The 23845-nt window shown below is 64.1% G+C and carries 21 protein-coding genes; 10 read left to right on the top strand and 11 right to left on the bottom strand.

The features are described from left to right. Positions 1–38 precede the first annotated feature (38 nt). The 3 genes from uvrA to IVA88_RS20500 form a co-directional block, all read right to left on the bottom strand. Positions 39–3020, bottom strand: coding sequence for an excinuclease ABC subunit UvrA (gene uvrA, locus IVA88_RS20490; RefSeq protein WP_247499000.1), 2982 nt, complete (start codon positions 3018–3020; stop codon positions 39–41). 293 nt (positions 3021–3313) lie between these two features. Then, on the bottom strand, positions 3314–4021 hold the full coding sequence (locus IVA88_RS20495; protein WP_247499001.1) for an outer membrane protein: 708 nt from the start codon (positions 4019–4021) through the stop codon (positions 3314–3316). A 231-nt stretch (positions 4022–4252) separates the two neighbouring features. Then, on the bottom strand, positions 4253–5035 hold the full coding sequence (locus tag IVA88_RS20500) for an outer membrane beta-barrel protein (RefSeq protein ID WP_247499002.1): 783 nt from the start codon (positions 5033–5035) through the stop codon (positions 4253–4255). Positions 5036–5466: 431 nt separating this feature from the next. Here IVA88_RS20500 and IVA88_RS20505 point away from each other — a divergent pair, with 431 nt between their 5' ends. Both IVA88_RS20505 and gyrA read left to right on the top strand, forming a co-directional pair. Further along, a complete protein-coding gene (locus IVA88_RS20505) occupies positions 5467–5964 on the top strand; it encodes a single-stranded DNA-binding protein (RefSeq protein WP_007590726.1) in 498 nt (165 codons plus the stop codon). Between the two features lie 377 nt (positions 5965–6341). Continuing rightward, positions 6342–9086: a DNA gyrase subunit A gene (gyrA, locus tag IVA88_RS20510; RefSeq protein ID WP_247499003.1), complete on the top strand. Its 2745-nt coding sequence runs from the start codon at positions 6342–6344 to the stop codon at positions 9084–9086. A gap of 59 nt (positions 9087–9145) precedes the next feature. Here gyrA and IVA88_RS20515 read toward each other — a convergent pair whose 3' ends face one another. Further along, on the bottom strand, positions 9146–10999 hold the full coding sequence (locus tag IVA88_RS20515; protein ID WP_247500366.1) for a KUP/HAK/KT family potassium transporter: 1854 nt from the start codon (positions 10997–10999) through the stop codon (positions 9146–9148). A 206-nt stretch (positions 11000–11205) separates the two neighbouring features. Continuing rightward, complete coding sequence (locus IVA88_RS20520; protein WP_247499004.1) at positions 11206–11463, bottom strand: hypothetical protein; 258 nt, start codon at positions 11461–11463, stop codon at positions 11206–11208. 247 nt (positions 11464–11710) lie between these two features. Here IVA88_RS20520 and coaD point away from each other — a divergent pair, with 247 nt between their 5' ends. From coaD to queA, 5 genes are all read left to right on the top strand, one after another. Next, on the top strand, positions 11711–12205 hold the full coding sequence (gene coaD, locus IVA88_RS20525; RefSeq protein WP_247499005.1) for a pantetheine-phosphate adenylyltransferase: 495 nt from the start codon (positions 11711–11713) through the stop codon (positions 12203–12205). Positions 12206–12246: 41 nt separating this feature from the next. Next, a complete protein-coding gene (locus IVA88_RS20530; RefSeq protein ID WP_247499006.1) occupies positions 12247–12810 on the top strand; it encodes a peptidylprolyl isomerase in 564 nt (187 codons plus the stop codon). An 8-nt stretch (positions 12811–12818) separates the two neighbouring features. Continuing rightward, on the top strand, positions 12819–13244 hold the full coding sequence (locus tag IVA88_RS20535) for a hypothetical protein (RefSeq protein WP_247499007.1): 426 nt from the start codon (positions 12819–12821) through the stop codon (positions 13242–13244). Then, positions 13241–13705: a peptidylprolyl isomerase gene (locus IVA88_RS20540; RefSeq protein WP_247499008.1), complete on the top strand. Its 465-nt coding sequence runs from the start codon at positions 13241–13243 to the stop codon at positions 13703–13705. The genes IVA88_RS20535 and IVA88_RS20540 overlap by 4 nt, the downstream gene beginning before the upstream one ends. Before the next feature lie 142 nt (positions 13706–13847). After that, complete coding sequence (gene queA, locus IVA88_RS20545; RefSeq protein ID WP_247499009.1) at positions 13848–14921, top strand: tRNA preQ1(34) S-adenosylmethionine ribosyltransferase-isomerase QueA; 1074 nt, start codon at positions 13848–13850, stop codon at positions 14919–14921. Positions 14922–14964: 43 nt separating this feature from the next. On the opposite strand, the gene IVA88_RS20550 is transcribed toward queA, so the two are convergent. From IVA88_RS20550 to IVA88_RS20565, 4 genes are all read right to left on the bottom strand, one after another. Then, positions 14965–16002 carry an aspartate-semialdehyde dehydrogenase gene (locus tag IVA88_RS20550; RefSeq protein ID WP_247499010.1) on the bottom strand — a complete coding sequence of 346 codons (1038 nt, stop codon included), beginning with the start codon at positions 16000–16002 and terminating at the stop codon, positions 14965–14967. A 220-nt stretch (positions 16003–16222) separates the two neighbouring features. Further along, positions 16223–16825 (bottom strand): PepSY domain-containing protein, encoded by a 603-nt coding sequence (locus tag IVA88_RS20555; RefSeq protein WP_247499011.1) that lies wholly within the window; start codon positions 16823–16825, stop codon positions 16223–16225. 250 nt (positions 16826–17075) lie between these two features. Beyond that, positions 17076–17822, bottom strand: coding sequence for a TetR/AcrR family transcriptional regulator (locus IVA88_RS20560; RefSeq protein ID WP_247500367.1), 747 nt, complete (start codon positions 17820–17822; stop codon positions 17076–17078). Positions 17823–17956: 134 nt separating this feature from the next. Beyond that, the gene (locus tag IVA88_RS20565) at positions 17957–19114 is read right to left on the bottom strand and encodes a patatin-like phospholipase family protein (RefSeq protein WP_247500368.1); all 1158 of its coding nucleotides are present in this window, start codon (positions 19112–19114) and stop codon (positions 17957–17959) included. A gap of 256 nt (positions 19115–19370) precedes the next feature. Between IVA88_RS20565 and tgt the strand changes: the two genes are divergently transcribed. After that, positions 19371–20519 (top strand): tRNA guanosine(34) transglycosylase Tgt, encoded by a 1149-nt coding sequence (gene tgt / locus IVA88_RS20570; protein ID WP_247499012.1) that lies wholly within the window; start codon positions 19371–19373, stop codon positions 20517–20519. Between the two features lie 15 nt (positions 20520–20534). Here tgt and IVA88_RS20575 read toward each other — a convergent pair whose 3' ends face one another. After that, positions 20535–20753, bottom strand: a complete 219-nt coding sequence (locus IVA88_RS20575) for a hypothetical protein (protein WP_247499013.1) — start codon at positions 20751–20753, stop codon at positions 20535–20537. 221 nt (positions 20754–20974) lie between these two features. Here IVA88_RS20575 and cysK point away from each other — a divergent pair, with 221 nt between their 5' ends. Continuing rightward, a complete protein-coding gene (gene cysK, locus IVA88_RS20580) occupies positions 20975–21952 on the top strand; it encodes a cysteine synthase A (RefSeq protein ID WP_247499014.1) in 978 nt (325 codons plus the stop codon). 3 nt (positions 21953–21955) lie between these two features. Further along, positions 21956–22198 carry a BrnA antitoxin family protein gene (locus IVA88_RS20585; RefSeq protein WP_247499015.1) on the top strand — a complete coding sequence of 81 codons (243 nt, stop codon included), beginning with the start codon at positions 21956–21958 and terminating at the stop codon, positions 22196–22198. Positions 22199–22387: 189 nt separating this feature from the next. Here the strand turns inward: IVA88_RS20585 and IVA88_RS20590 are convergent, their stop codons facing one another. Continuing rightward, complete coding sequence (locus IVA88_RS20590; RefSeq protein ID WP_247499016.1) at positions 22388–23821, bottom strand: caspase family protein; 1434 nt, start codon at positions 23819–23821, stop codon at positions 22388–22390. Positions 23822–23845: the final 24 nt, after the last annotated feature.

The raw sequence follows: 23845 nt of genomic DNA on the forward strand, positions 1-23845 counted from the left end.
TCTCCCTCAGACAAATGCTTCTGCTCATTCGAGGTGGACTACTCCGCCGCCTCGCTCGCCGCGCGTCTCCGCTTCGGCTTCCGCGCCTTTGCCAGCACCGGCGCCAAAAACTTCCCCGTGTAACTCCTTGGCGCCTTCGCGATATCCTCCGGCGGGCCCCAGGCGACGATCTCGCCGCCGCCGTCGCCGCCTTCGGGGCCTAGGTCGATGACCCAGTCGGCGGTCTTGATGACTTCGAGGTTGTGCTCGATCACGACGACCGTGTTGCCCTGCGCGACCAGCTCGTGCAGCACCTCCAGCAGCTTCTTGACGTCGTGGAAATGCAACCCGGTGGTCGGCTCGTCCAGGATGTAGAGGGTGCGGCCGGTGGCGCGCTTGGACAGCTCTTTTGCCAGTTTGACGCGTTGCGCCTCACCACCCGACAGCGTGGTCGCTTGTTGCCCTACGTGAATGTAGTCGAGCCCGACGCGATGCAGCGTCTGGAACGTCTCGCGCACGCGGGGCACCGCCTTAAAGAAGTCGGCGGCCTCTTCGACGGTCATGTCGAGCACGTCGGCGATGCTCTTGCCCTTGAACAGCACCTCCAGCGTCTCGCGGTTGTAGCGCTTGCCCTTGCAGACGTCGCAGGTGACGTAGACGTCGGGCAAGAAGTGCATCTCGATCTTGATGACACCGTCGCCCTGGCACGCCTCGCAGCGGCCGCCCTTGACGTTGAAGGAGAAGCGGCCGGGCTCGTAGCCGCGTGCTTTGGACTCGGGCAGGCCGGCGAACCATTCGCGGATCGGCGTAAAGGCGCCGGTGTAGGTCGCGGGATTGGAGCGCGGGGTGCGGCCGATCGGCGACTGGTCGATGTCGATGATCTTGTCGATGTGCTCGAGGCCCTCGATGCGGTCATGCGGAGCGGCGCCCTCGCTGGCATTGTTCAGCTTGCGGGCGATGGCCTTGTAGAGCGTGTCGATCAGCAGCGTCGACTTGCCGCCGCCGGAGACGCCGGTGACGCAGGTGAACAGGCCGAGCGGGATTTCGGCCGTGACGTTCTTGAGGTTATTGCCGCGCGCGTTGACCACCTTGATAGTGCGGCGATGGTTCGGCGGGCGCCGCTCGGGCACCTCGACCTCGAGCTCGCCGGTGAGATATTTGCCGGTCAGCGAATTCGGGTTGCGCATGATCTCGGCGGGCGTGCCTTCGGCGATGATGTTGCCGCCATGCATGCCGGCGCCGGGGCCGATGTCGAGGACGTAATCGGCGAGCAGGATCGCGTCCTCGTCGTGCTCGACCACGATCACGGTGTTGCCGAGGTCGCGAAGTCTCTTCAGCGTGTCGAGCAGGCGCGCGTTGTCGCGCTGATGCAGGCCGATCGAGGGCTCGTCCAGCACATAGAGGACGCCTGTCAGGCCCGAGCCAATCTGCGAGGCCAGGCGGATGCGCTGGCTCTCGCCACCGGACAGCGTGCCGGAGGAGCGCGAGAGGGTGAGGTAGTTGAGGCCGACGTCGAGCAGGAAGGTGAGGCGCTCGCGGATCTCCTTGAGGATGCGGCCGGCAATCTCGTTCTGCTGGGTGTTCAGCGCCTCCGGCACGGTGGCGAACCATTCACCGGCTCCCTTGACCGAGAGCTCGGAGATATCGCCGATATGCTTGCCGCCGATCTTGACGCAGAGCGCCTCGGGCTTGAGCCGAAAGCCCTTGCAGCCCTCGCAGGGCACGTCGTGGAAATACTTCGCCAGCTCCTCGCGCGCCCATTCGCTCTCGGTCTCGCGATAGCGGCGGTTGATGTTGGTGATGACGCCCTCGAACGGCTTCTTGGTGTCATAGGAGCGGACGCCGTCCTCATAGGAGAACTTGATCTCGTCCTCGCCGGAGCCATGGAGGATCGCGTTCTGCGTCTTCTTCGGCAGATCCTTCCATTTGGTGGTCAGCGTGAACTTGTAGTGCTTGCCGAGCGCAGTCAGCGTCTGAATGTAATAGGGCGACGAGGACTTGGCCCAAGGCGCGATCGCGCCCTTGCCGATCGCGAGCTCCTTGTCGGGAATGACGAGGTCTTCGTCGACATGCTGCTCGACGCCGAGGCCGCCGCATGCGGGGCAGGCGCCATAGGGATTGTTGAAGGAAAACAGTCGCGGCTCAATCTCGGGGATGGTGAAACCGGAGACCGGGCAGGCGAACTTTTCCGAGAACAGCATGCGCTCGGGTCCGCTCTTGTCGTGGATCTTCGCGGTCTTCTTTTTCTCTTCCGCGGGTGCTGTTGCAGCCGGTGCATCGGCGAATTCGATGACGGCGAGACCCTCGGCGAGCTTCAGCGCGGTCTCGAAGCTTTCGGCGAGGCGCTGGCCGATGTCGGCGCGCACCACGATGCGGTCGACGACGACGTCGATGTCATGCGGGAATTTCTTGTCGAGAACAGGCGCTTCTGCGAGCTCGTGGAAGGTGCCGTCGATCTTGACGCGCTGAAAGCCCTTCTTGAGCCATTCGGCGAGCTCTTTCCGGTACTCGCCCTTGCGGCCGCGCACGACCGGCGCGAGCAGATAGAGGCGCGTACCCTCGGGCAGCGCCAGCACGCGATCGACCATCTGCGAGACGGTCTGGCTCTCGATCGGCAGGCCGGTGGCGGGCGAATAGGGCACGCCGACGCGCGCCCACAGCAGGCGCATGTAGTCGTAGATTTCGGTGACGGTGCCCACGGTGGAGCGCGGGTTTTTCGACGTCGTCTTCTGCTCGATCGAGATCGCCGGCGACAGGCCGTCGATCTGGTCGACGTCAGGCTTCTGCATCATCTCCAGGAACTGGCGGGCATAGGCCGACAGCGATTCGACGTAGCGGCGCTGGCCCTCGGCGTAGATGGTGTCGAAGGCGAGCGAGGATTTGCCGGAGCCTGACAGCCCCGTGAACACCACCAGCTTGTCGCGGGGAATCTCGACGTCGACGTTCTTGAGGTTGTGCTCGCGCGCGCCGCGGATGGTAATTGCGCGCAGGTTTGATCCCGCGTTCTGTTGTTGGCGCTTCGCCTTGATCACTTCATCCATCCTGGTGGTCCTCAAGGAATCTCGAGGGCAAATTCCCAAAAGGCGCGCGATCGCGCCAACGCTGAAGGCGCGCTTCGCCCGGAACCGGGATCGGCGCCGATGGGTATGTCAGCGAACGTAGGAAGAACGAGGAGGGATTTCCAGTGGGACTTCGGAATCGTCAACGGATTGTTGGTCCGCTGGCAGCATCTGGCAAGAGCAGAACCACCAGGAACCGCGGAGGAGGCGTCCGCACAAACAAAAGGCCGGCGCAAGGCCGACCTTTCGTGACGATGTGACGTCGGTCGTGAAAATCAGTACTTCGCGACGATCGGGCCCCCGAAGTGATAGTTCACGCCGACCTGCACGGTGTGGAAGTTGAGCGAGCCGGAAGCGGTCGGGATGCCGACGTTTCCGAAATAGGTCTCGCTGCCGAGGCTGCGATAGAGGTACTCGCCCTTGACCGACCACTGCGGAGCGAAGAACGCCTCGACGCCAGCGCCGACGGTCCAACCGGAGTGGAACTTGCTGTCGGAGATGCTCACGCCGATCGCACCGGCAGTGGCGGTGGAGCTGAGCTTGTTGTCGATCCAGGCGTAGCCGCCGGTGCCGTAGAACATGACGTTATTGACGGCGTAGCCGATACGGCCGCGCACGGTGCCCAATGCATCGGTCTTGGAGCTCGCGGTGACAGTGACGAGACCGAGGCCGGGGATTACGCCGACGGCACCCGCCGAAGCGCTGACGTCAGCCCAGGCGGCATCCGCCTCGAGGCCGAACACGACGTTGCCGGTCTGCCAGTTGTAGCCGGCGGTGCCGCCAACAAAGCCACCCTTCATCTTGGGATCGGAGTCGGCCTGCCAAGCGCCGCCACCGACGACACCGAGGTAGAAGCCGGTCCAGTTGTAGACCGAAGCCACAGCCACCGGAGCCTTGGTGTAGGGGCGCGCCGCGAGATCAGCGGCCGAAGCCGGGGCAGCAAGAGCGAACAAACAGGCCGAAGCCAACAAAACCTTTTTCATTTTCAACTAATCCCAGTCCCAGTTTCTGTTGTGCCTTCCACGACAGGGAAGGGCATCGGACGCTCTCGTCCAACTGATGTCGTGCTTACACCAGCGAAGCCGCAAGTTGTGTCTCCGAAAAGCCACAACGGTTGCAAAACGTGGTGGTTACTGACCTATTGATGTCGGACGACTGTGCAGCAAAAAGGCCGGCACGAGGCCGGCCTTGAAGAATGCGTGATATCGAACGTCTCAGTACCTTGCGATGACCGGACCACCCCAGCGATAGTTCAAGCGGATCAGTCCGATATCGACGTCCTGGCCGATTCGGTCGCTCCCGAACGCCACGCCCGTCGGCCCCGTAAAGCCAATCGTGCGATGGCCGAGGAACAGGTGGTCGTACTCGACGCCCACCGACCAGTTCGGCGCGAAGCCGAATTCCAGACCGGCGCCGACTGCGCCGCCCCAGCGAGTTTCACGTGCCGAAGCCAGCAGTGCGCCCGCGCCGGGCGTACCTGCGGCGGCATAGATATCGTACTTGTCTCCGACCACGGCGGCGCCGCCCTTCACGTAGAGCAACACGCTGTTCCAGGCGTAACCAACCTGACCAGTGATGAGCCCGAAGGAGTCGATGCGCGAACGGTTGCGATCACCCGTGACCAGGGCGGTGCCCGGGAAGAGTGTGCTCACGTTGTCGCCCCGGAAGTCGGCCCAGTTGCCCTGGCCTTCGAGGCCGAACACCCAATTGGTGGACTGCCAGCGATAGCCGATCTGGCCGCCGACGGTGCCGCCTGTCGCGTTGTGACAGCCTTCGCCTACCAATGTACCGGTCACCGGGGTGACGAAGTCCCAGCACTTGTGACTCGACCCGCCGCCGCCGTTGATGCCGATGTAGAAACCGCTCCAGTCGTAGATGGTCGCAACGGCAGGCGCCGGAGCCTTGGTATAGGGACGCGCGGCCAAATCCGCCGCGCTCGCGGGAGCCGCCATGCCCAGCGCCACGGCACCGATTGCACCAAAGAAAAGCTTATTCATTGCCAGTCTCCCCAGGTTCGTCCGCTTCTTGTCATCTGCGAAGCGGCTGATCAGGCGTGACGCCCATATGAACTAAGTCCGATGCGAGCGTAGCCCCATCGAGGGACAGAGTCCGTCGCCGGGATGCAACAGTTGGAGGGCTGCGAAAGCGCTAATAACTTGCTGAATGTTAAGTCGTTTTCCTCTTCAGGCGGGAACCTAAGAAGGTTCCATCGGCGTTCCCTCAGGCGAAGCCATCCTGCTGCACCGCGGTGTCAGGTTTACAGGAACAAATCTGGAACGAAATCCAAATCGATGCTATATTGGGGATAACCGGAGGGATCGTGGGCTGAGCGGCCCTTGCGAGCGTATAGGGTCCCCAGCAGGGTGGCAGAGGTCGCGGCCGCGGCCTCGCCTCATGAATTCAATGGCATTCGGAGCGGAGAGCGGCGATGGCGGGAAGCGTCAACAAGGTCATTCTGGTTGGAAATCTCGGCAAGGATCCTGAAATCCGCCGCACCCAGGACGGGCGGCCGATCGCCAATCTGAGCGTCGCCACCTCGGAGACGTGGCGCGACAAGGCAACTGGCGAGCGCAAGGAAAAGACCGAGTGGCACCGCGTCGTGATCTTCAATGAAGGGCTCTGCAAGGTCGCCGAACAGTATCTGAAGAAGGGCGCCAAGATTTACGTCGAGGGTGCGCTCCAGACTCGCAAATGGACCGACCAGAGCGGCGTCGAGAAGTACTCGACCGAGGTCGTGCTCCAGGGCTTCAACTCGACGCTGACGATGCTGGACGGTCGTAGCGGCGGCGGGGGAGGCGGCAGCTTCGGTGACGAGCCGGGCGGCGATTTCGGCTCCTCCGGTCCGGTCAGCAGCGCGCCGCGCCGTCCCGTTGCCGCCGGCGGCGGTGGCCGCAACAGCGACATGGACGACGATATCCCGTTCTGAGCGATCCCGTTCCAAGAACGTGGCGTGTCACACGATGCGGACGCGCCGGCCGGATGGGCGGCGCTTCTCGTGCCGCATCAGCAAATCTTGTTAATCGGCAGGACGGGCTCGGGATTTCCGGGCCCGCTTCATGTTTGTGTTGATCTGGACTGAGTGTCATGACGAATGCGCTGACGCGGGAAGCCCGCCGCGCGGCTTTCCACGTGTTACCGGGCGATTTTGCAAGGTCGATACGGGGGTTGTCCGAGACGCGGCTCGTAAGGGCTTAAGTTGTTGGAAAAATAGGCGGAAAAAGCGCTTCCCAGACCCCGAGAGGGTGGTTATCAGGAGGGCGATGCGCTATATGATTCCCAGATAAAACCTCACCGGATTTCCCCTTGGCTGACGACGACGACAAGCCCGGCGACAAGCCGGCGCAACCCTCGGATATTCGCCCCGTCTCCATCTTCGAGGAGATGAAGAAGTCCTATCTCGACTACGCCATGAGCGTGATCGTGGCGCGGGCACTGCCTGACGCCCGCGACGGCCTCAAGCCGGTGCATCGCCGCATCCTGTACTCGATGAACGAGCAGGGGCACACGCCCGACAAGAAGTACGTCAAGTCCGCCCGCGTGGTCGGCGACGTCATCGGTAAATATCATCCGCATGGCGACCAGTCGATCTACGACGCCATGGTCCGGATGGCGCAGGACTTCTCCATGCGCGTGCCGCTGATCGACGGCCAGGGCAATTTCGGCTCCGTCGACGGCGATCCCCCGGCCGCCTATCGTTACACCGAAGCGCGATTGACCAAGGTGGCGCTGGCTCTGCTGGCCGACATCGACAAGGACACCGTCGACTTCCAGCCGAACTACGACAATAACGAGACCGAACCATCGGTCCTGCCGGCCAAGTTCCCGAACCTTCTCGTCAACGGCGCCGGCGGCATCGCGGTCGGCATGGCCACCAACATCCCGCCGCACAATCTCGGCGAGGTCATCGACGCCTGCGTCGCGTTGATCGACAACCCCGCGCTCACCATCGACGAGCTCATCAACATCGTGCCGGGACCGGATTTCCCGACCGGCGGCGTCATCCTCGGACGGCAGGGCATCCGCGCCGCCTATCACCTCGGCCGCGGCTCGGTCATGATGCGCGGCAAGGTCGCGATCGAGACCATCCGCAAGGAGCGCGAGGCGATCATCATCACCGAGATTCCCTACCAGGTGAACAAGGCGACGATGGTCGAGCGCATCGCCGAGCTGGTCAAGGAAAAGAAGATCGAGGGCATCGGCGACCTGCGCGATGAATCGGATCGCGACGGCTACCGCGTGGTCATCGAATTGAAGCGCGACGCCGTGCCGGATGTGGTGCTGAATCAGCTCTACAGGTTCACGCCGCTGCAGACGAGCTTCGGCGTCAACATGGTGGCGCTCGACAGCGGCCGTCCGCGGATCATGCATCTGAAGGACCTGCTGGCGATCTTCGTCGATTTCCGTGAGCGGGTCGTCACGCGGCGGACCAAGTTCCTGCTCGCCAAGGCGCGCGATCGCGCCCATGTCCTCGTCGGTCTGGCGATCGCGGTCGCCAATATCGACGAGATGATCCGCGTCATCCGGACCTCGCCCGACCCGACCACCGCCCGCGACACCCTGATGTCGCGCGACTGGCCGGCCCGGGACGTGGAGGACATGCTGACGCTGATCGACGATCCGCGCCACCGCATCAGCGAGAACGGCACGATCCGGCTGTCGATGGAGCAGGCGAGGGCCATTCTTGACCTGCGCCTGCAACGCCTCACCGCACTCGGCCGTGACGAAATCCGCGAGGAGCTCGACAAGCTCGCCGGCGAGATCGCCGACTATCTCGACATCCTGCGCTCGCGCGACCGCGTGCTGGGCATCATCAAGTCCGAGCTCGCCGAGGTGAAGGCCGAGTTCGCGACTCCGCGCCGCACCGTCATCATCGAGCAGGAAGGCGAGGTCGAGGACGAGGACCTGATCCAGCGCGAGGACATGGTCGTCACCGTCTCCCACGCCGGCTACGTCAAGCGCGTGCCGCTGTCGGCCTACCGGGCGCAGCGCCGCGGCGGCAAGGGCCGCGCCGGCATGCAGACCCGCAACGAGGATTTTGTCAGCCGGCTGTTCGTGGCGTCCACGCATACTCCGATGCTGTTCTTCTCCTCGCGCGGCCAGGTCTATAAGATCAAGGTCTGGCGCCTGCCGATGGCCGCGCCGAATGCGCGCGGCAAGGCGCTGATCAACATCCTGCCGCTGGAGCAGGGCGAGCGCATCACCACCATCATGCCGCTGCCCGAGGACGAGTCCACCTGGGGCAATCTCGACGTGATGTTCGCCACGACAGGCGGCAATGTCCGGCGCAACAAGCTGTCCGACTTCGTCGACGTCCGCCGCTCCGGCATCATCGCGATGAAGCTCGACGACAACGAGGCGATCGTCGACGTCCAGATCTGCACCGAGCATGACGACGTGCTTTTGACCGGCGCCGGCGGCCAGTGCATCCGCTTCCCCGTGACCGACGTGCGCGTGTTCACCGGGCGCACCTCGATGGGCGTGCGTGGTATTGCGCTTGGCGAGGGCGACAAGGTGATCTCGCTGGCGATCCTGCGCCACGTCGAGACCACGTCGGACGAACGTTCGGCGTACCTGAAGATGCGTCGTGCAGTCGCCGGCGAAGCTGCGACTGAGGAAGCAGCAGCGGATGCCGAGGCCGAGGAGACCTCCGGCAGCTTCCAGCTCGCCCAGGAGCGTTATGCCGAGATGTCGGCGCAGGAGCAGGTCGTGCTGACCGTCTCCGTCAACGGCTACGGCAAGCGGACCTCATCCTACGAGTACCGCACCACGGGCCGCGGCGGCAAAGGCATCGTCGCCATGAGCGTCAACAACCGCAACGGCAATCTCGTGGCCTCGTTCCCGGTGGAAGACGCCGACCAGATCATGCTGGTCACCGACAAGGGCCAGTTGATCCGCTGCCCGGTCGAAGGCATCCGCGTCGCCGGCCGCTCGACCCAGGGCGTGATCGTGTTCGACACCGCCGAGGACGAACACGTCGTCTCGGTGGAGCACATCACGGAAGAGGCTGAGAGCGGGAACGGTGCGAACGGGGAGTCAAACGGGGAGTGATACGTCACCCCTCGTACGCTCGGATGGAGCGGTAGCGAAAATCCGGGCCACGAACTGCCCTAAATCTCCAGCTCGGTCCCGAACTCCACCACCTGCTTGGTCGGCACGCCGAAGAACGCGGCGGAGCGTTCAGCGTTGCGCTGGAGGAAGGCGAACAGGGTTTCGCGCCAGACCCACATGCCCGGAACGTCCTCGCGCGGGATGATGGTCTCGCGGCCGACATAATAGGTGATGTCGGAAAGGTCGATGCCGGGGAGCTTGCCCTGGCGGCAGGCGAGGCTCAGTCCATCGTAGATCGTGGGGTTCTGCATGAAACCGTAATGCAGGATGACACGGGTGATGCCGGGAATGATCTCGATCACCTCGATGCGGTCTTCGTCGGTGGTGTGCGGAAGCTCCTCGATCAGCACGGTGACGAGGACGATGCGCTCGTGCAGCACGTGGTTGTGCTTGACGAACTGGGTCAGCGCCAGCGGCACGCCGCGCGCCGCCGACGCCAGGAACACGGCGGTCCCGGGGAGTCTGGCGCTGCATTTGTTGACCGCGGTCTCGATCAGATCCTCCTCGGGCTGGCGCAGTTTTGCGCGCGCGGCTTCGACCAGCTTCACGCCGCTGCGCCAGGTCAGCATCAGGAAGGCGACGAAGGCCGCGAGCATCAAGGGAAACCAGCCGCCCTCGAACAGCTTGATCGAATTGGCCGAGAAGAAGATCACGTCGATCACGAAGAAGAAGCCGTTCACGGCCACCACGAGCCACGGCGAATAGCCCCACTGGATCGCGACGAGGGCAGCAAGCAGCGTAGTGATTGCCATCAACAGCGACACCGCGATGCCGTAGGCGCCGGCCAGCGCCTCCGAGCTGCCGAAGCTCAGCACGGCGCCGAGCGTTGCAGCGGCGAGCAGCCAATTCACCAAGGGTACGTAGATCTGGCCGATCGCGTCGCTCGTGGTGTGACGGATCTGCATGCGGGGCAGGAAGCCGAGCTGGATCGACTGCTGGGTCAGCGAGAACACGCCGGAGATGATCGCCTGCGAGGCGATCACGGTCGCAACCGCCGAGAATGCCACCAGCGGATAGTGCAGGGCGTCAGGGCAGAGCTGGAAGAACGGATTCTCGATCATGGTGGGGTCGGTGATCAGCAGCGCGGCCTGGCCGAAATAGTTCAGCACCAGCGCGGGCAGGCAGATCGCGAACCAGGCGAGCCGGATCGGGAAGCGCCCGAAATGCCCCATGTCGGCATACATGGCCTCGCCGCCGGTCACCGCAAGGAAGGCCGCGCCCAGGATTGCGAAGGAGACATGGAAATCCTGGTGGATCAGGAAGTCGAACGCATAGAGCGGGCTGAGCGCCGCCAGCACTGCAGGCGCTTTGACGATGCCGTGGATGCCGAGCGCGGCCAGCACGATGAACCAGGCCAGCATCACCGGCCCGAAGATCCGGCCGATGAACCCGGCGCCCTGCTTCTGCATCATGAACAGGCCGACCAGAATGACGATGGTCACGGGCACCACGGCCGGCGCGAGCGATGGCGCATCGACCTTGAGCCCTTCGATGGCGCTGAGCACGGAGATCGCCGGCGTGATCGCGCCGTCGCCGTACAGCAGCGCGGCGCCGACGAGGCCGACGACCAGGAGATGGGCGCGCCAGGTGCCGGGTTGGGCGTGGCGAGCATGCAGCAGCGCCAGCAGCGCGACGATGCCGCCTTCGCCGCGGTTGTCCGCACGCAGGATCAACAGCGCGTATTTCAGCGAGATGATCAGCAGCAGCGCCCAGAGGATCAGCGAGGCAACGCCCAGAACAGCGTCGTTGGTCACTGTGCCGCCGTGGGCGGCCGCCTTGGCAGCTTCCTTCAGGGCATAGAGCGGGCTGGTGCCGATATCTCCATAGACCACCCCGAGGGCGCCCATGGTCATGGCAAGCGGCAGTGGATCAGGTTGTTGGTGGCCGGAGGCGACAGCGGGCGTACTGGACAATGGCGACCCCTGATGGGATCGCGCCCGACGGGGCATCCGACGGGCGCGAGCATCAGGTAGTGTGCGACGGGACGTCGCAAATATCCATTGTCTTTATTTTGAGGATTATCTCGGGGGGTTACCTGACGCGAAACTGACAGAGCCGACTACGGGGTGCGGTCGGCGCTCACGAGGCGTGCCTCACGGACATTGCCCTTGGTGCCGGCCTGGCGAAGGCAGGAGGCCTCGAATTTCGGCCAGGCCTGCTGCGAGCAGTCCTTGCCGATGCTGCGGATATCAAGCCTGTCGCTCTTGGCGAGCGGCTGCGGCACGCTCGCTTCGACGGTCGGGGCGAAGCCGGGCAGGAGGGTGAGGGCGGCAGCAACACACGCAGAGATGGCGATCGCCGAGAGAGCCTTGATCATTGACAGTCCCCTGTGATGCGGCCGCTACGCCCAGTGCGCGGCCCGTCGTTCGTTGACTGGATTAGTAACCATGGCCAGTTTCCGGACGTCTTCGCGGACGTGGGAAATGGTTTCGTTCGTGCTCCGTTTTGTTTCGTGGCCGCCCTCAGGACGAAACGATTCGGGGCATTCCGACACGGTTTGCGCAAAAACCGCCAGGGAACCTGACCGGCTTGCCGGGCCGGGCCGGGCGCGGTAGGACGTGGCCATGCCGCGCATTGCCTTCTATCCAGGTTCCTTCGACCCCATCACCAACGGCCATCTGGACGTGGTCCGGCACAGCGCGTCGCTGTGCGACAGGCTCGTTGTCGCAATCGGGGTACACCCCGGCAAGAAGCCGCTGTTCTCGACCGAGGAGCGGCTGAAGATGCTGCATGACGTCTGCGGGCCGGTGGCGGCCCAGGCCGGCTGCGTGCTTGAGGCCGTGACGTTTGACGATCTGTCGGTGACCTCGGCGCGCAAGCATGGTGCGACGATCATGATTCGGGGCCTGCGCGACGGCACCGACCTCGACTACGAGATGCAGCTCGCCGGCATGAACGAGGCCATGGCGCCCGAGGTGCATACGGTCTTCCTGCCGGCCTCTCCCATGGTCCGCCCGATCACCGCCACTTTGGTGCGCCAGATCGCCGCCATGGGCGGGGATGTCTCGGCCTTCGTCCCGCCGCTGGTTGCGGCACAGCTCAAGGCAAAATTCGCCTGATAACGGCGCGTTTCCTTTCCTATCTCTGATCCGGAGTTGTCATGATCCGAATTCTCGCAGTTCTTGCCGCGGTTCTGTTCGCGGTGCCGGCCTTCGCGCAAACCTTGCCGGCCGGCCTCGACAAGGCCAACGCCATCGTCATCGACAGCACCAAGGGCCGCATCGTCATCAAGCTGCGGACGGACCTTGCGCCCCAGCACGCCGAGCGCATCAAGCAACTCGCGCGCGAGGGCTATTACAACAACGTGCCGTTCCACCGCGTCATGGACGGCTTCATGGCGCAGACCGGCGACGGCCAGAATTTCAACGGCACCGGCGGCTCGAAATATCCGAACCTGAAGCAGGAATTCTCCAAGGTGCATTTTGCCCGCGGCATCGTCGGCATGGCCCGGCGCGGCGACAGCGTCGACACCGCCAATTCGCAATTCTTCATCATGTTCGCCGACGGCGGCAGCCTCGACAACCAGTACACCGTGATTGGCGAGGTCGTGCAGGGCATGGACGTCGTCGACAAGCTGAAGAAGGCGCCTCCCGGATCAAGCGGCGGCACCGTCACCGATCCCGACAAGATGGTGAAGGTGCAGGTCGCTTCCGACATCAAGTAGGAGAGGCGATGGCGCGCTGCGGTGGCAAGCTCCTGCTGGTTGCCGCGGTGCTGCTGCTTGGCGTCTCCGGCGCGGCCGCCGAGGACGCGCAGGTCAACACCATCCAGGACGTCTTCCGGCATCTGCGCACCTGCTGGAAGCCGCCGCCCGCCGCCAGGGCCCGCCCCATCGACATCACCGTCGTCGTGAGCTTTAACCGGGCCGGAAACATTCTGGGCCATCCGAGGATTACCTATGAATCCGCGGAGGCTTCCGACGATGACCGGCTGCAATACCGGGTCGCGGTGATGGAGGCATTGCAACGCTGCACGCCGATGCCATTTACCGATGCGATGGCCGGCGCCGCTGCGGGGCGTCCTTTCGCGATCCAGTTTCGCAACCGCAAAACTTCACCTGACAGGACTTCACCCCCAACCCAAGAGAGACGAGCATGAGCGCCACCGAAAACACCCTGATCCTCGAGACCACGCAGGGCCCCGTCACCATCGAGATGCGGCCTGACCTCGCGCCCGGCCACGTCGCGCGCATCAAGGAGCTGGTGCGCGAAGGCTTCTACGACGGCATCGTGTTCCATCGCGTGATCGACGGCTTCATGGCGCAGACCGGCTGCCCGCAGGGCACCGGCACCGGCGGTTCCGGCCAGAAGCTGAAGGCCGAGTTCAACAAGGAGCCGCATGTGCGCGGCGTCACTTCGATGGCGCGTGCCGCCAGCCCTGATTCCGGTGACAGCCAGTTCTTCATCGTGTTCGACGACGCCCGCTTTCTCGACAACCAGTACACGGTGTGGGGCAAGGTCACGGAGGGCATGGAGAACGTCGACAAGATCAAGCGCGGCGAGCCGGTGCAGAACCCCGACAAGATCGTCAAGGCGCGGATGGCGGCTGACGCGGAGTAGCCGCTCGATCCTCATCGTGAGGAGGCGCGCGGCGCCGTCTCGAACCATGAAGGCCGAGCTCGAGCAGCGGGGCCTTCATCCTTCGAGACGCGCGTTCCGCGCTCCTCAGGATGAGGAGTGACTCTGTGGCGTTGAGCCCGACATGCGCACTGATCTGTTCGATTTCGACCTGCCCGCCGAGTGCATCGCATTGCGCCCGGCGAGCCCGCGCGACTCCGCGAAGATGCTGGTTGTCGATAACGGCACGCTACGCGACCAGGTCATCGCTGATCTGCCGCAATGGCTGAAGCCGGGCGACCAGCTCGTCGTCAACGACACCAAGGTGATCGCCGCGCAATTGAAAGGCCGCCGCATCGGCCGCGAGACCGAGCCGAAGATCGAGGCGACGCTGATCAAGCGCCTCGACGGCTCGCGCTGGCAGGCGCTGGTGAAGCCGGCGAAGAAGCTCACAGCCGGCGACCGCATCCGCTTCGGCAACGACGGCAAGGTCTGCCTGCTCGGCCATCTCGACGCCGAGGTCGAGGCCAAGGGCACCGAGGGCGAGTTGACGCTGTCATTCTCGTTCCACGGCCCGACGCTGGATCAGGCCATCGCCGATCTCGGCAGCCCGCCGCTGCCGCCCTACATTGCCTCGAAACGCACGCCGGATGATCAGGACCTCGCCGACTACCAAACCATGTTCGCAGCGAACGAAGGCGCCGTTGCGGCGCCGACAGCCGGGCTGCATTTCACGCCGGCGCTGGAGCAGGCGCTGCGCGACCGCGGCGTCGGCATCAACCGCATCACGCTGCATGTCGGTGCCGGGACGTTCCTGCCGGTGAAGGTGGACGACACCGAACGCCACAGGATGCATGCCGAGTGGGGCACGATCTCGGCCGAGACGGCGGAGCGGCTCAACACCGCGCGCAAGAACGGCGGCCGTATCATCGCGGTTGGCACCACGTCGCTGCGGGTCCTGGAAAGCGCCGCCGCCGAGGACGGAGCCATCCAGCCATTCGCGGCCGAGACGTCGATCTTCATCACCCCCGGCTATCGCTTCCGCGCCGTCGATGTTCTGCTGACCAATTTCCATCTGCCGAAGTCGACGCTGTTCATGCTGGTGTCGGCCTTCTCGGGGCTGGAGGCGATGCAGCAAGCCTATGCGCATGCGATCGCGCACGGATACCGGTTTTATTCGTATGGGGATGCCTGTTTGTTGTTTCGGGCAGAGCCGTAAGGTGGGCAAAGGCGCGTCGCGCCGTGCCCACCCGACGTAGCCGTTACGCCATCACGCGCTGCGGCAACAACTCCGCGATCTGCACCGCGTTCAGCGCCGCGCCCTTGAGCAGCTGATCCGCTGCCACGAACATCGAGATCGAATGGCCGCTGGGATCGCTGAGGTCCTTGCGGATGCGGCCGACCAGGACGTCGTCCTGGCCCGATGCGTCGATCGGCATCGGGAAGTAGTTCCTGGCGCGGTCGTCGACGATCTTGACGCCGGGCGCTCGCGCCATGATGGCGCGGACCTGGTCCTCGCTGATCGGCTTCTCGCATTCGAAGGTGATGGCCTCACAATGAGCCCGCAGCACCGGCACGCGCACGCAGGTGACGCCGATCGCGATCTTGTCGTCCTCGAAGATCTTGCGGGTTTCGTTGATGACCTTGGTCTCTTCGTCGTTGTAGCCGGTCTCGTGGTCGATCGCCGTGTTGTGGTTGAAGAGGTTGAAGGCGTAGGGATGCGGCATCACCTTCGGCGTATAGACCTGCCCGTTGAGGTTAGCGCGGGTGGATTCGACCAGCTCCTCCATCGCGGCAGCGCCGGCGCCGGAGGCCGCCTGGTAGGTCGAGATGATCACGCGCTTGATGCGGTTGTTCTGGTGGATCGGCCACAGCGGCACCAGCGCCGTGATCGCGGCGCAGTTCGGGTTGGCGATGATGCCCTTGTGCTCGCGGATGCGGTTGCCGTTGACCTCGGGGATCACCAGCGGCACGTTCGGATCCATGCGGAAGGCGGAGGAGTTGTCGACGACGACGGCGCCCGCCTTGACCGCAATCGGGGCATATTTCTTCGAAATGCCGCCGCCGGCAGAGAACAGCGCGATGTCGACGCCTTCGAAGGCGCCTTCGGTCAGCTCCTCGATGACGACGTTTTGCCCGCGGAACGACACCGTCTTGCCGGCCGAGCGTGCGCTGGCCAATGCCTTGAGCTTGCCGACGCGAAAGCCGCGCTTGTCCATGGTGGCGATGAATTCGGCGCCCACCGCGCCGGTGACGCCGACAATCGCGACGACGGGATCGTTACTCACTTTGTCCTCCATTGATTTGAGAATTAGACAACAAAAAAGCCCCGGACCAACGAGGGCGGGGCTTCGGTAGAGTGGATTGCGTTCTAGTCGACGACTACACGCGCACGCCTCCCCGGGCCCCTAAGGCCGTGGTGGTTTTCGTCGTGCGTTTGCTGGTCGTGAACATGGCGGGAACTTATGCGGGAGAGTTTTGTGCCCGTCAATGGCTTTTCGACGGGATTCGTGGCCGCAGCTATCTGGCCCGGGCACCCGGCGGCTCGAGGATGACCTCCTTGAGGTTGTCGCCACTGATGACGACGATCGCGAAATTCAGCCGGCCGCGTTCGCGCACCAGGCCGCCGCTGATCGCCTTGCCGGAGGCCGCGCGTTCGGCGACGTGCACCGCATCCGCAAGGCGATGCTTGATGGCGCCGAGCGCGGCGAGGTTGCTGCGGTCGTCCAGATCGAGCTCGGCGAGGGGAAGGGCAGCTTCCCCGCCGACGAGCTCGCCGGTCGCGGCATTGATGGTGTGGCGCCAGATCCGGTCATTGTGCAGGGTCTTCACCCGGTAGACCGGCACGCCGGAGGCTCCATCGAAACTCACATCCGCCGTCGTGGCGCCGGCGTGGCGGGCTTCCGCAATCGCCATGGCCTGGCTGATCGAGATCGACGAGCTGCGGAAGCGCTCGATCTCGCGACTGACCGCTTGGCGATCGGCCTCGGTGTCACCATCTGTGTTGCTGTATAGGGCGGCCGACGTGCCCGTACTCACGATCGCTCGCGCCGGCGCTGCGACGAGGAATGCGGACAGGGCGATCGCAAGCAAGCCCGAGGTCCATGGTTTGGCGGTCGTCATGCTCGAAACCCTCGGCCAGCGAGTGTGCCGGATGATCGTAAAGAATTCGCGGCCGACCTTGGGCATCGGTCGGCCGCTGAGCGTCGTGACGGGCTAGGCCCGCCGCGGCGATCGAAGCGGTGCGGACCTCTTTGGGGCTGGTGAAAAAGCGATCCGCATCGCCCTATAATTTAACCATACCGTATCGTTTTGTTTTGGTCAACGGCGCGGGTGCGGTTCTCTTGGAAAGATTCGCAACCTCACGGAATTGTCAGCGGGATGGGCGCCGCCGCTGCGTGCCCTTCGCAGCGCTCTGGACCCGGTCCGCAGATCCCAACGCACCGGCCAGGAACAGTTTGATCGCAGCGCGCATGCGCTTTTCCGCGACCTTCATCTCCGGCGGCGTTCCAAACGTCGCCAGGCGATGGTTGTGACCGACGACGACGTCGAGAAACACCTCGGCTGCTATGGTGGTGTCGTCGACGTCGAGCGCGCCTTGCGCCACCAGATGGTCGAAGAAGCGTGCCGTTGTGGCGACGGCCTTGAGCCAGCCTTCCTCCTTGCCGAGCTTGGCGATATCAGGGAAGTTGATGGCCTGCGACGTCATCATGCGGCTGAAGGCAACGGCATCGGGACCGCAGGTGAAGGTCAACATCTCCCGCCCGATCTCGACCAGCCGCTGCTCGACCGAGATGTCCGAGGCGCTGCCGAGCTGCATCTCTGCGGCCGCGGATAGCGGTGCAAGCCAGCGCGCGATCTCGCGCCTCAGCACGGCGGCGAACAATCCGCGCTTGTCGCCGTAACGGGCATAGACGGTGGGCTTACTTACCCGGGCCGCTTCCGCGACCGCATCGAGCGAGGTGGCGTCGAAGCCGCGATCCAGGAACAAGCGGGTGGCGACCTCGATCAGCCGCTGATCGCGCTCGATCGCGGCCGATTTCGTCGGCCGCCCGCCGCGTGATTTCGGCACCTCGCGCCGCGCCGCAGCCGCTCTTGTCCTGGTCGCAGTCAATCCCATGCCCAATGATTCCTGCGCGGTCGTGACATCAGTCATTGCTCTATAACGCGCAGCAACCGGTGCGTCATGGCTAATCTGGCCGAAATGGCCGCATCGTCAACGGTCTCGACCCGGCCTCGTTCCTCCGTGAGGTCTCACGGAAGCGTCGAAGTCCAGGCCTGGCCTGAAGCCGCCTTCTCATATCCGTACTGATACAGCGCTCGCATATAGGCGGTGTCGAACCCTTCCGAGGGAGCCGCCGGATAGTCGCGCGCGATGTAGGAGAGATGAAAGCCAAGGCGGTTGCGCCTGGCAAAATCATAGGTCGAGAAGATGATCGAACGGGTCTGCGACTGGGTGATCGACGACAGGCTGCGTGAAGCAACGTCGATGGTGCTGTTGGAGACGAGCTCGAAGTTGCGTTCGATCTTCTTGTTGACGAGGATGTAGATCTCCATTCTCGCAGTGCCGGGCAGGCGACTGCCCTGGAACAGCAGGGCTTCCGGCAGCGTCAGCACCGGCGCCGTCACGCCGCCGTCGACATGCATCTCCTGAAACCTGCGGCCCTGGCCTTCGGCGTCGATCATGATCGGCGGAAACACCAGGGGTATACTGGCGGACGCCGCCATTACGTCGCGAAACAGCTTGAGCGCCTCGGGCGTGCCGACGGCGGCGATCTTGCCCATGTCCCAGATGGCGGTCCGCTGCGTGTCGAGATCGGTCGTCACCACTAGCAACTTCCGCCCCTTGGCGTTTTCGCGCGCGATCTGCGCCATGATCTCGGACCCTACATAACGGGCGACGAGCTCACGCAGCCGCGTGTTGCCGAACAGGCCAGATCCGAACAGCACGCGCATGATGCTGGGATCGCTCAACAGGCTCTCCGCGATACCGCTGGTGTAGACCTCCTTCAGCGTGTCGTCATATTGCGAGCCGAGAAACGCAAAGGGAGCAATCAGGCCGCCGGTGCTCACGCCCGAGACGACGGAGAAGGTGGGACGGGTTCTGGCCGCGGTCCAGCCGTTGAGCACGCCGACGCCGTAGGCGCCATCGGCGCCGCCGCCTGACAGCGCCAGGTAGGACTTCGTCGCGGTGCTGGTGTCCTTCTCGAAGCTGAACTTCGTGACGGGGTCGTCGGCGTAGCGGCGGAGCCCGTCGATATCGAGCACGCGCGATGTGCTGGCTTCGGTGGCCGTATAGGGCGTGCGGGGCAGGGAGGTGCAGGCGCCGAGCGCCAAGCTGCACGTCAGGACCAGCAATCCGATCAGGCGGGCGCCTGTCTGCCTTGTCCCGCCATGCGAACGGCCGGAGATGTCAGTCGAACTTAGAGGGAAGGGCATTGTCGGTGGCTAGCGATCACGCATTTACCGCCGTCGGCGACATCGCCGCGGCATTTCGTCCAGCCCCAGATGAAACTACACTGTATCGTTTTGTTTAACAAGCGCTGCGGGCGCAGATATCCGTGGCCCAAATATCCATGTCCGGCGTGTCCCAGTCTGGGTCATAAGCGGGCCGAAGCTCCGCCTGAGCGGGTTGATCGGCCGCCTCCGACACGCAATAAGCACCGTCATGAATCGCCCTGACACTGGTCTGCCCAACCATTTTGAACTGCTCGCCACCGATGGCGCCGCGCGCACCGGGCGCCTGACCACGCCGCACGGCGTGGTGCGCACGCCCGCCTTCATGCCGGTCGGTACCGCCGGCGCGATGAAGGGCATGCACTGGCGCGAGGTGCGCGACGCCGGTGCCGACATCGTGCTTGGCAATACCTATCATCTGATGCTGCGTCCCGGCGCCGAGCGGATCGCGGCGCTTGGCGGCCTGCAGAGACTCACCGGCTGGAACGGGCCGATGCTGACGGATTCCGGCGGCTTCCAGGTGATGTCGCTGGCGGATTTGCGTAAGGTCAGCGAGCAGGCCGTCACGTTCCGTTCGCATATCGACGGTGCCAAGGTCGAACTGTCGCCGGAGCGCTCGATCGAGGTGCAGCGTTTGCTCGGCTCCGATATCGCCATGCAGATGGACGAATGCGTGCGGCTGCCCGCCGAGCCCGCCGACATCGACCGCGCGATGCAATTGTCGCTGCGCTGGGCCGAGCGAAGCAAGCGCGCCTTCGAGAGCGCGCCCGACGGCTACATGCTGTTCGGCATCGTGCAGGGCGGCGACATACCCCAGCTTCGCCATGCCAGCGCGCAAGGCCTCGTCGAGATCGGTTTCCATGGTTATGCGATTGGCGGTCTCGCCGTCGGTGAACCGCAGGCGGTGATGCTGGCGATGATCGACGAGACAGCGCCGCTGCTGCCGAGAGAACGGCCGCGCTATCTGATGGGAGTCGGCACACCGGACGACATCCTCGAGGCAGTCAAGCGCGGCATCGATATGTTCGATTGCGTGATGCCGACGCGCAATGGCCGACATGGCGTAGCCTTCACACGCTTTGGCCAGGTGAATTTGCGCAACGCGCGCCACGCCGACGATTCCCGTCCGCTCGACGAAGAGAGCTCCTGGCCGTCGGCGCGCAGCTACGCGCGCGCCTATTTGCACCATCTCGTCAAGGCGGGCGAGACGCTGGGTGCGATGCTGCTGTCCGAGATCAATATCGCCTATTACCAGTTCCTGATGCAGGGCATCAGGAACGCGATCGCGCAGCGCACTTTCGAGGAGTTCTATCGGCTTACGCGCGAGAACTGGGCAAGAGGCGACATCGCCCCACGTTAGGTCAATTGCACAAGGTCAGTTGCAGAGGAAGCGCTGCTTGATGGCATGCTTGGTCACGAAGCCGTAGCCGCAATTGTCGCAGGTCCAGAGATAGCTGATCACATGGTCCGAGACGTAAGCAGAACCTTCGGCGGCGACCATGGAGTCCGCACAGACGGGACAGGTGGGCAACTCACTGGAACGCGGATCGCGGTTCAGCGCGACGGTCGACAACACTTCAGCGACTGCTGACATCGTGGTGACCTCTCTGCTTGAGACCTAAGTCTAACATAAGCAGAATCAGTTGACGAGGTCGCAACACAAATGCGTTGGTTTTCTGATAATGAGAGCTCACGCGGTTTTGCGATGCAGCGTATTTAACATGTGCCGCAATGTCGCTTGCGTGTCGCCGCAGGCTGTCTGTAACTGCGCAAGAGCTGCAACAGAAGCGCAAATTGTCGCCACAGGAGTTCATCATGGACGCATCGTCCACTACGGGTGCAGCGCACCAACCCGGCCGCGGCCGGATCTATGATTCGATCGTCGATGCTTTTGGCGACACGCCGATCGTGCGCTTGCGCCGGCTGCCGGGCATGCACGGCGTGAACGCGACCATTTTGGCAAAACTTGAATATTTCAATCCCGCCGCAAGCGTGAAGGATCGCATCGGGGCGGCCATGATCATCGCCATGGAGAAGGCCGGCATCGTCAAGCCGGACACCGTGCTGATCGAGCCGACCTCCGGCAATACAGGCATCGCGCTGGCCTTCGTCGCCGCCTCGCGCGGCTACAGGCTCAAGCTGGTCATGCCGGAATCGATGTCGATTGAACGACGCAAGATGCTGGCGTTTCTCGGCGCAGAGCTGGTGCTGACCCCGGCAGCACAGGGCATGAAGGGCGCGATCGCAACCGCCGAAGAGCTGTTGAAGACGACGCCGAATTCGGTGATGCCGCAGCAGTTCAAGAACCTCGCTAATCCCGAGGTGCATCGCCTCACCACCGCGGAGGAGATCTGGAAGGACACCGGCGGCAACATCGACTTCTTCGTCGCCGGCGTCGGCACCGGCGGCACCATCACTGGCGTCGGCCAGGTGCTGAAGCCGCGCAAGCCCTCGCTGCGCGTGGTCGCAGTCGAGCCTGAGGAGAGCCCGGTGCTGTCGGGCGGCCAGCACACGCCGCACAAGATCCAGGGCATCGGCGCAGGCTTCGTCCCTGATATTCTCGACCGCTCGGTGATCGACGAGATCGTGAAGATTAACTCGACCACGGCGATCGAGACCTCGCGGGCGCTGGCGCGGCATGAGGGCATTCCGGGCGGCATCTCCTCGGGCGCCGCGATCGCCGCGGCCCTCCGGATCGGCAAACGGCCGGAAGCAGCGGGGAAAACCATCCTGGTGGTGGTGCCATCCTTCTCCGAGCGGTATCTTTCGACGGCTCTGTTTGAGGGAATCTAGGACATGGCGGATCAACCACCGAGGCGGCCACGGACGTTGGGCGACGCCCGGACGGAGGCTGAGGCAGCGTTCAAGAAGGTGACCGCCAAGGTCGTCATAGCGCCGCCGAAGCAGAATGTGACGCCGGGAATCAAGGAGCAGGTCACGCTGCGCATCGACCAGGACGTGCTGGAGCATTTCCAGGAGGGCGGCCCCGGCTGGCAGGACCGCATCAACGAGGCGTTGCGGAAGGTCGCGGGAAAGTAGGACCACAGGCTGAGCAAGTCGCCCCTGCTGACGAGGCGCGTCAGCGCCGTCTCGAACCAAATGCCCCGCTGCTGTATCCGGGCCTTCGTCCTTCGAGACGCGCTCTTTTGGAGCGCTCCTCACGATGAGGAGCTGGCAACGAAAAAGCCCGGCGCGAGCCGGGCTTTGTGTTTCGCTCTGGCTTGGGCCTCAGCGGCGGAACATGCCGCCCATCATGCCGCCGACGACGCCGCCGACGAAGGCTGCGCCGGCCGGATCGCCGCCATTGCTGCGATGGGGAGCCGGTGCGGGCGCGCTGCTGGTCGCGGGGGCGCTGGCGGCGCGGCGGGCTGCTTTCTGGCTGTTGTCGTTCGCAGTCGGCGGGCCGGCCACGACCTCGGAAAGCAGAGCCTTGTGCTGGAGCTTGTTGAGGTAACCTGACGAGGGATAGCCGCGCGCCGCCTGCCAGCGCTTGAGCACGGACCGGGTCTCGTCGCTGAACACGCCTGTCTGTTTGTTGTCGAAGCCGAGCCCGCCGAGACGACGCTGCACGTCTCGGCGCTGGTTCTTGTCGAGGCCGATCTGGTCCTCGGTAAGCTGGGTAGCCTCATCGGTGAAGGTCGCGGGATCGACGCCAGCGGTGAGGGTACGCGTCGCCGTCGAGGGGCCGCTCTTGATGGCCGCGAGCCGCGCCAGCGCCAGCGCCTTGAATTGGCCGTTCGGGTAGGCGGAGAGGTAGGCGTTGAGCTCTTCCGGCTTGTTGCTCTCCTTGACCGAGCGCCAATATTCGAGCTCGACACCGTCCGAATTGCCCCCGGTTGCCGCTGGCACGAAGCCAGTAGCCGACGGTGCCGCATTGGCGACCTGGGTCGTCGGGGCCTGGTTGAGATAGACCGCGCCGATCAAATTGGTGTGGCCCCAAGGCAGCTGGCCCTTGTGGGTCTCCTCGTTGACCTGGGCGCGCACCGACGTCATCGCCTGCTGGATCTCGATACCAGGCTTGGTGATGTTGTCGATGAGCGCACGGGTGAACGGGCTGTTGTTGCCCTCCTGGCCGTCGAGCGCGGTCTGGCCCGGGCCGGTGGCGAAAGCGATCAGCGTGCCTTCGCCGGATTTCATCTCGGCAAGACCGCTCTGCACGTTGACGCTGCGGGTTGCGGAGTTCGACTTGATCTTGGCGGCGAACGGATTGTCGCGGCAAGCGTCAAGGAAGACCAGCTTGACCTTGGCGTCGCCCATGGTCTGCTCGAGCGTCAGATCGATGTTGATGGCGGCACCGAGCTTGACGTCCATCTCCGACTTGATGTCGGCGTCGACAGGCAGAAGATAGTTGGAGCCGCCGACGGCGATGCCGTGACCGGCATAATAGAACACTGCGACATCGGAGCCCTGCGCCTTGCGGCCGAAGTCCAGCAGCTTCTCCGTCATCTGGTCGCGCGAGAGGTTCGAACCTTCGATCACCTCGAAGCCGACATTGCGTAGCGTTGCCGCCATCGCCTTGGCGTCGATCGGCGGGTTCGGCAATTGTGCGACGTTCTTGTAGGTGCCGTTGCCGACGACGAAAGCAACACGGCGGTCGGCCTTCGCGGCGTTGACCGACAGTGCCATGCACATCAGCGAAGCGAGGAGGGTGAGAGTGCGCATCTGGAATCCCCAACAGAATCGAAT

The sequence above is a fragment of the Bradyrhizobium sp. 149 genome, assembly GCF_023073915.1.
Taxonomy (GTDB): domain Bacteria; phylum Pseudomonadota; class Alphaproteobacteria; order Rhizobiales; family Xanthobacteraceae; genus Bradyrhizobium.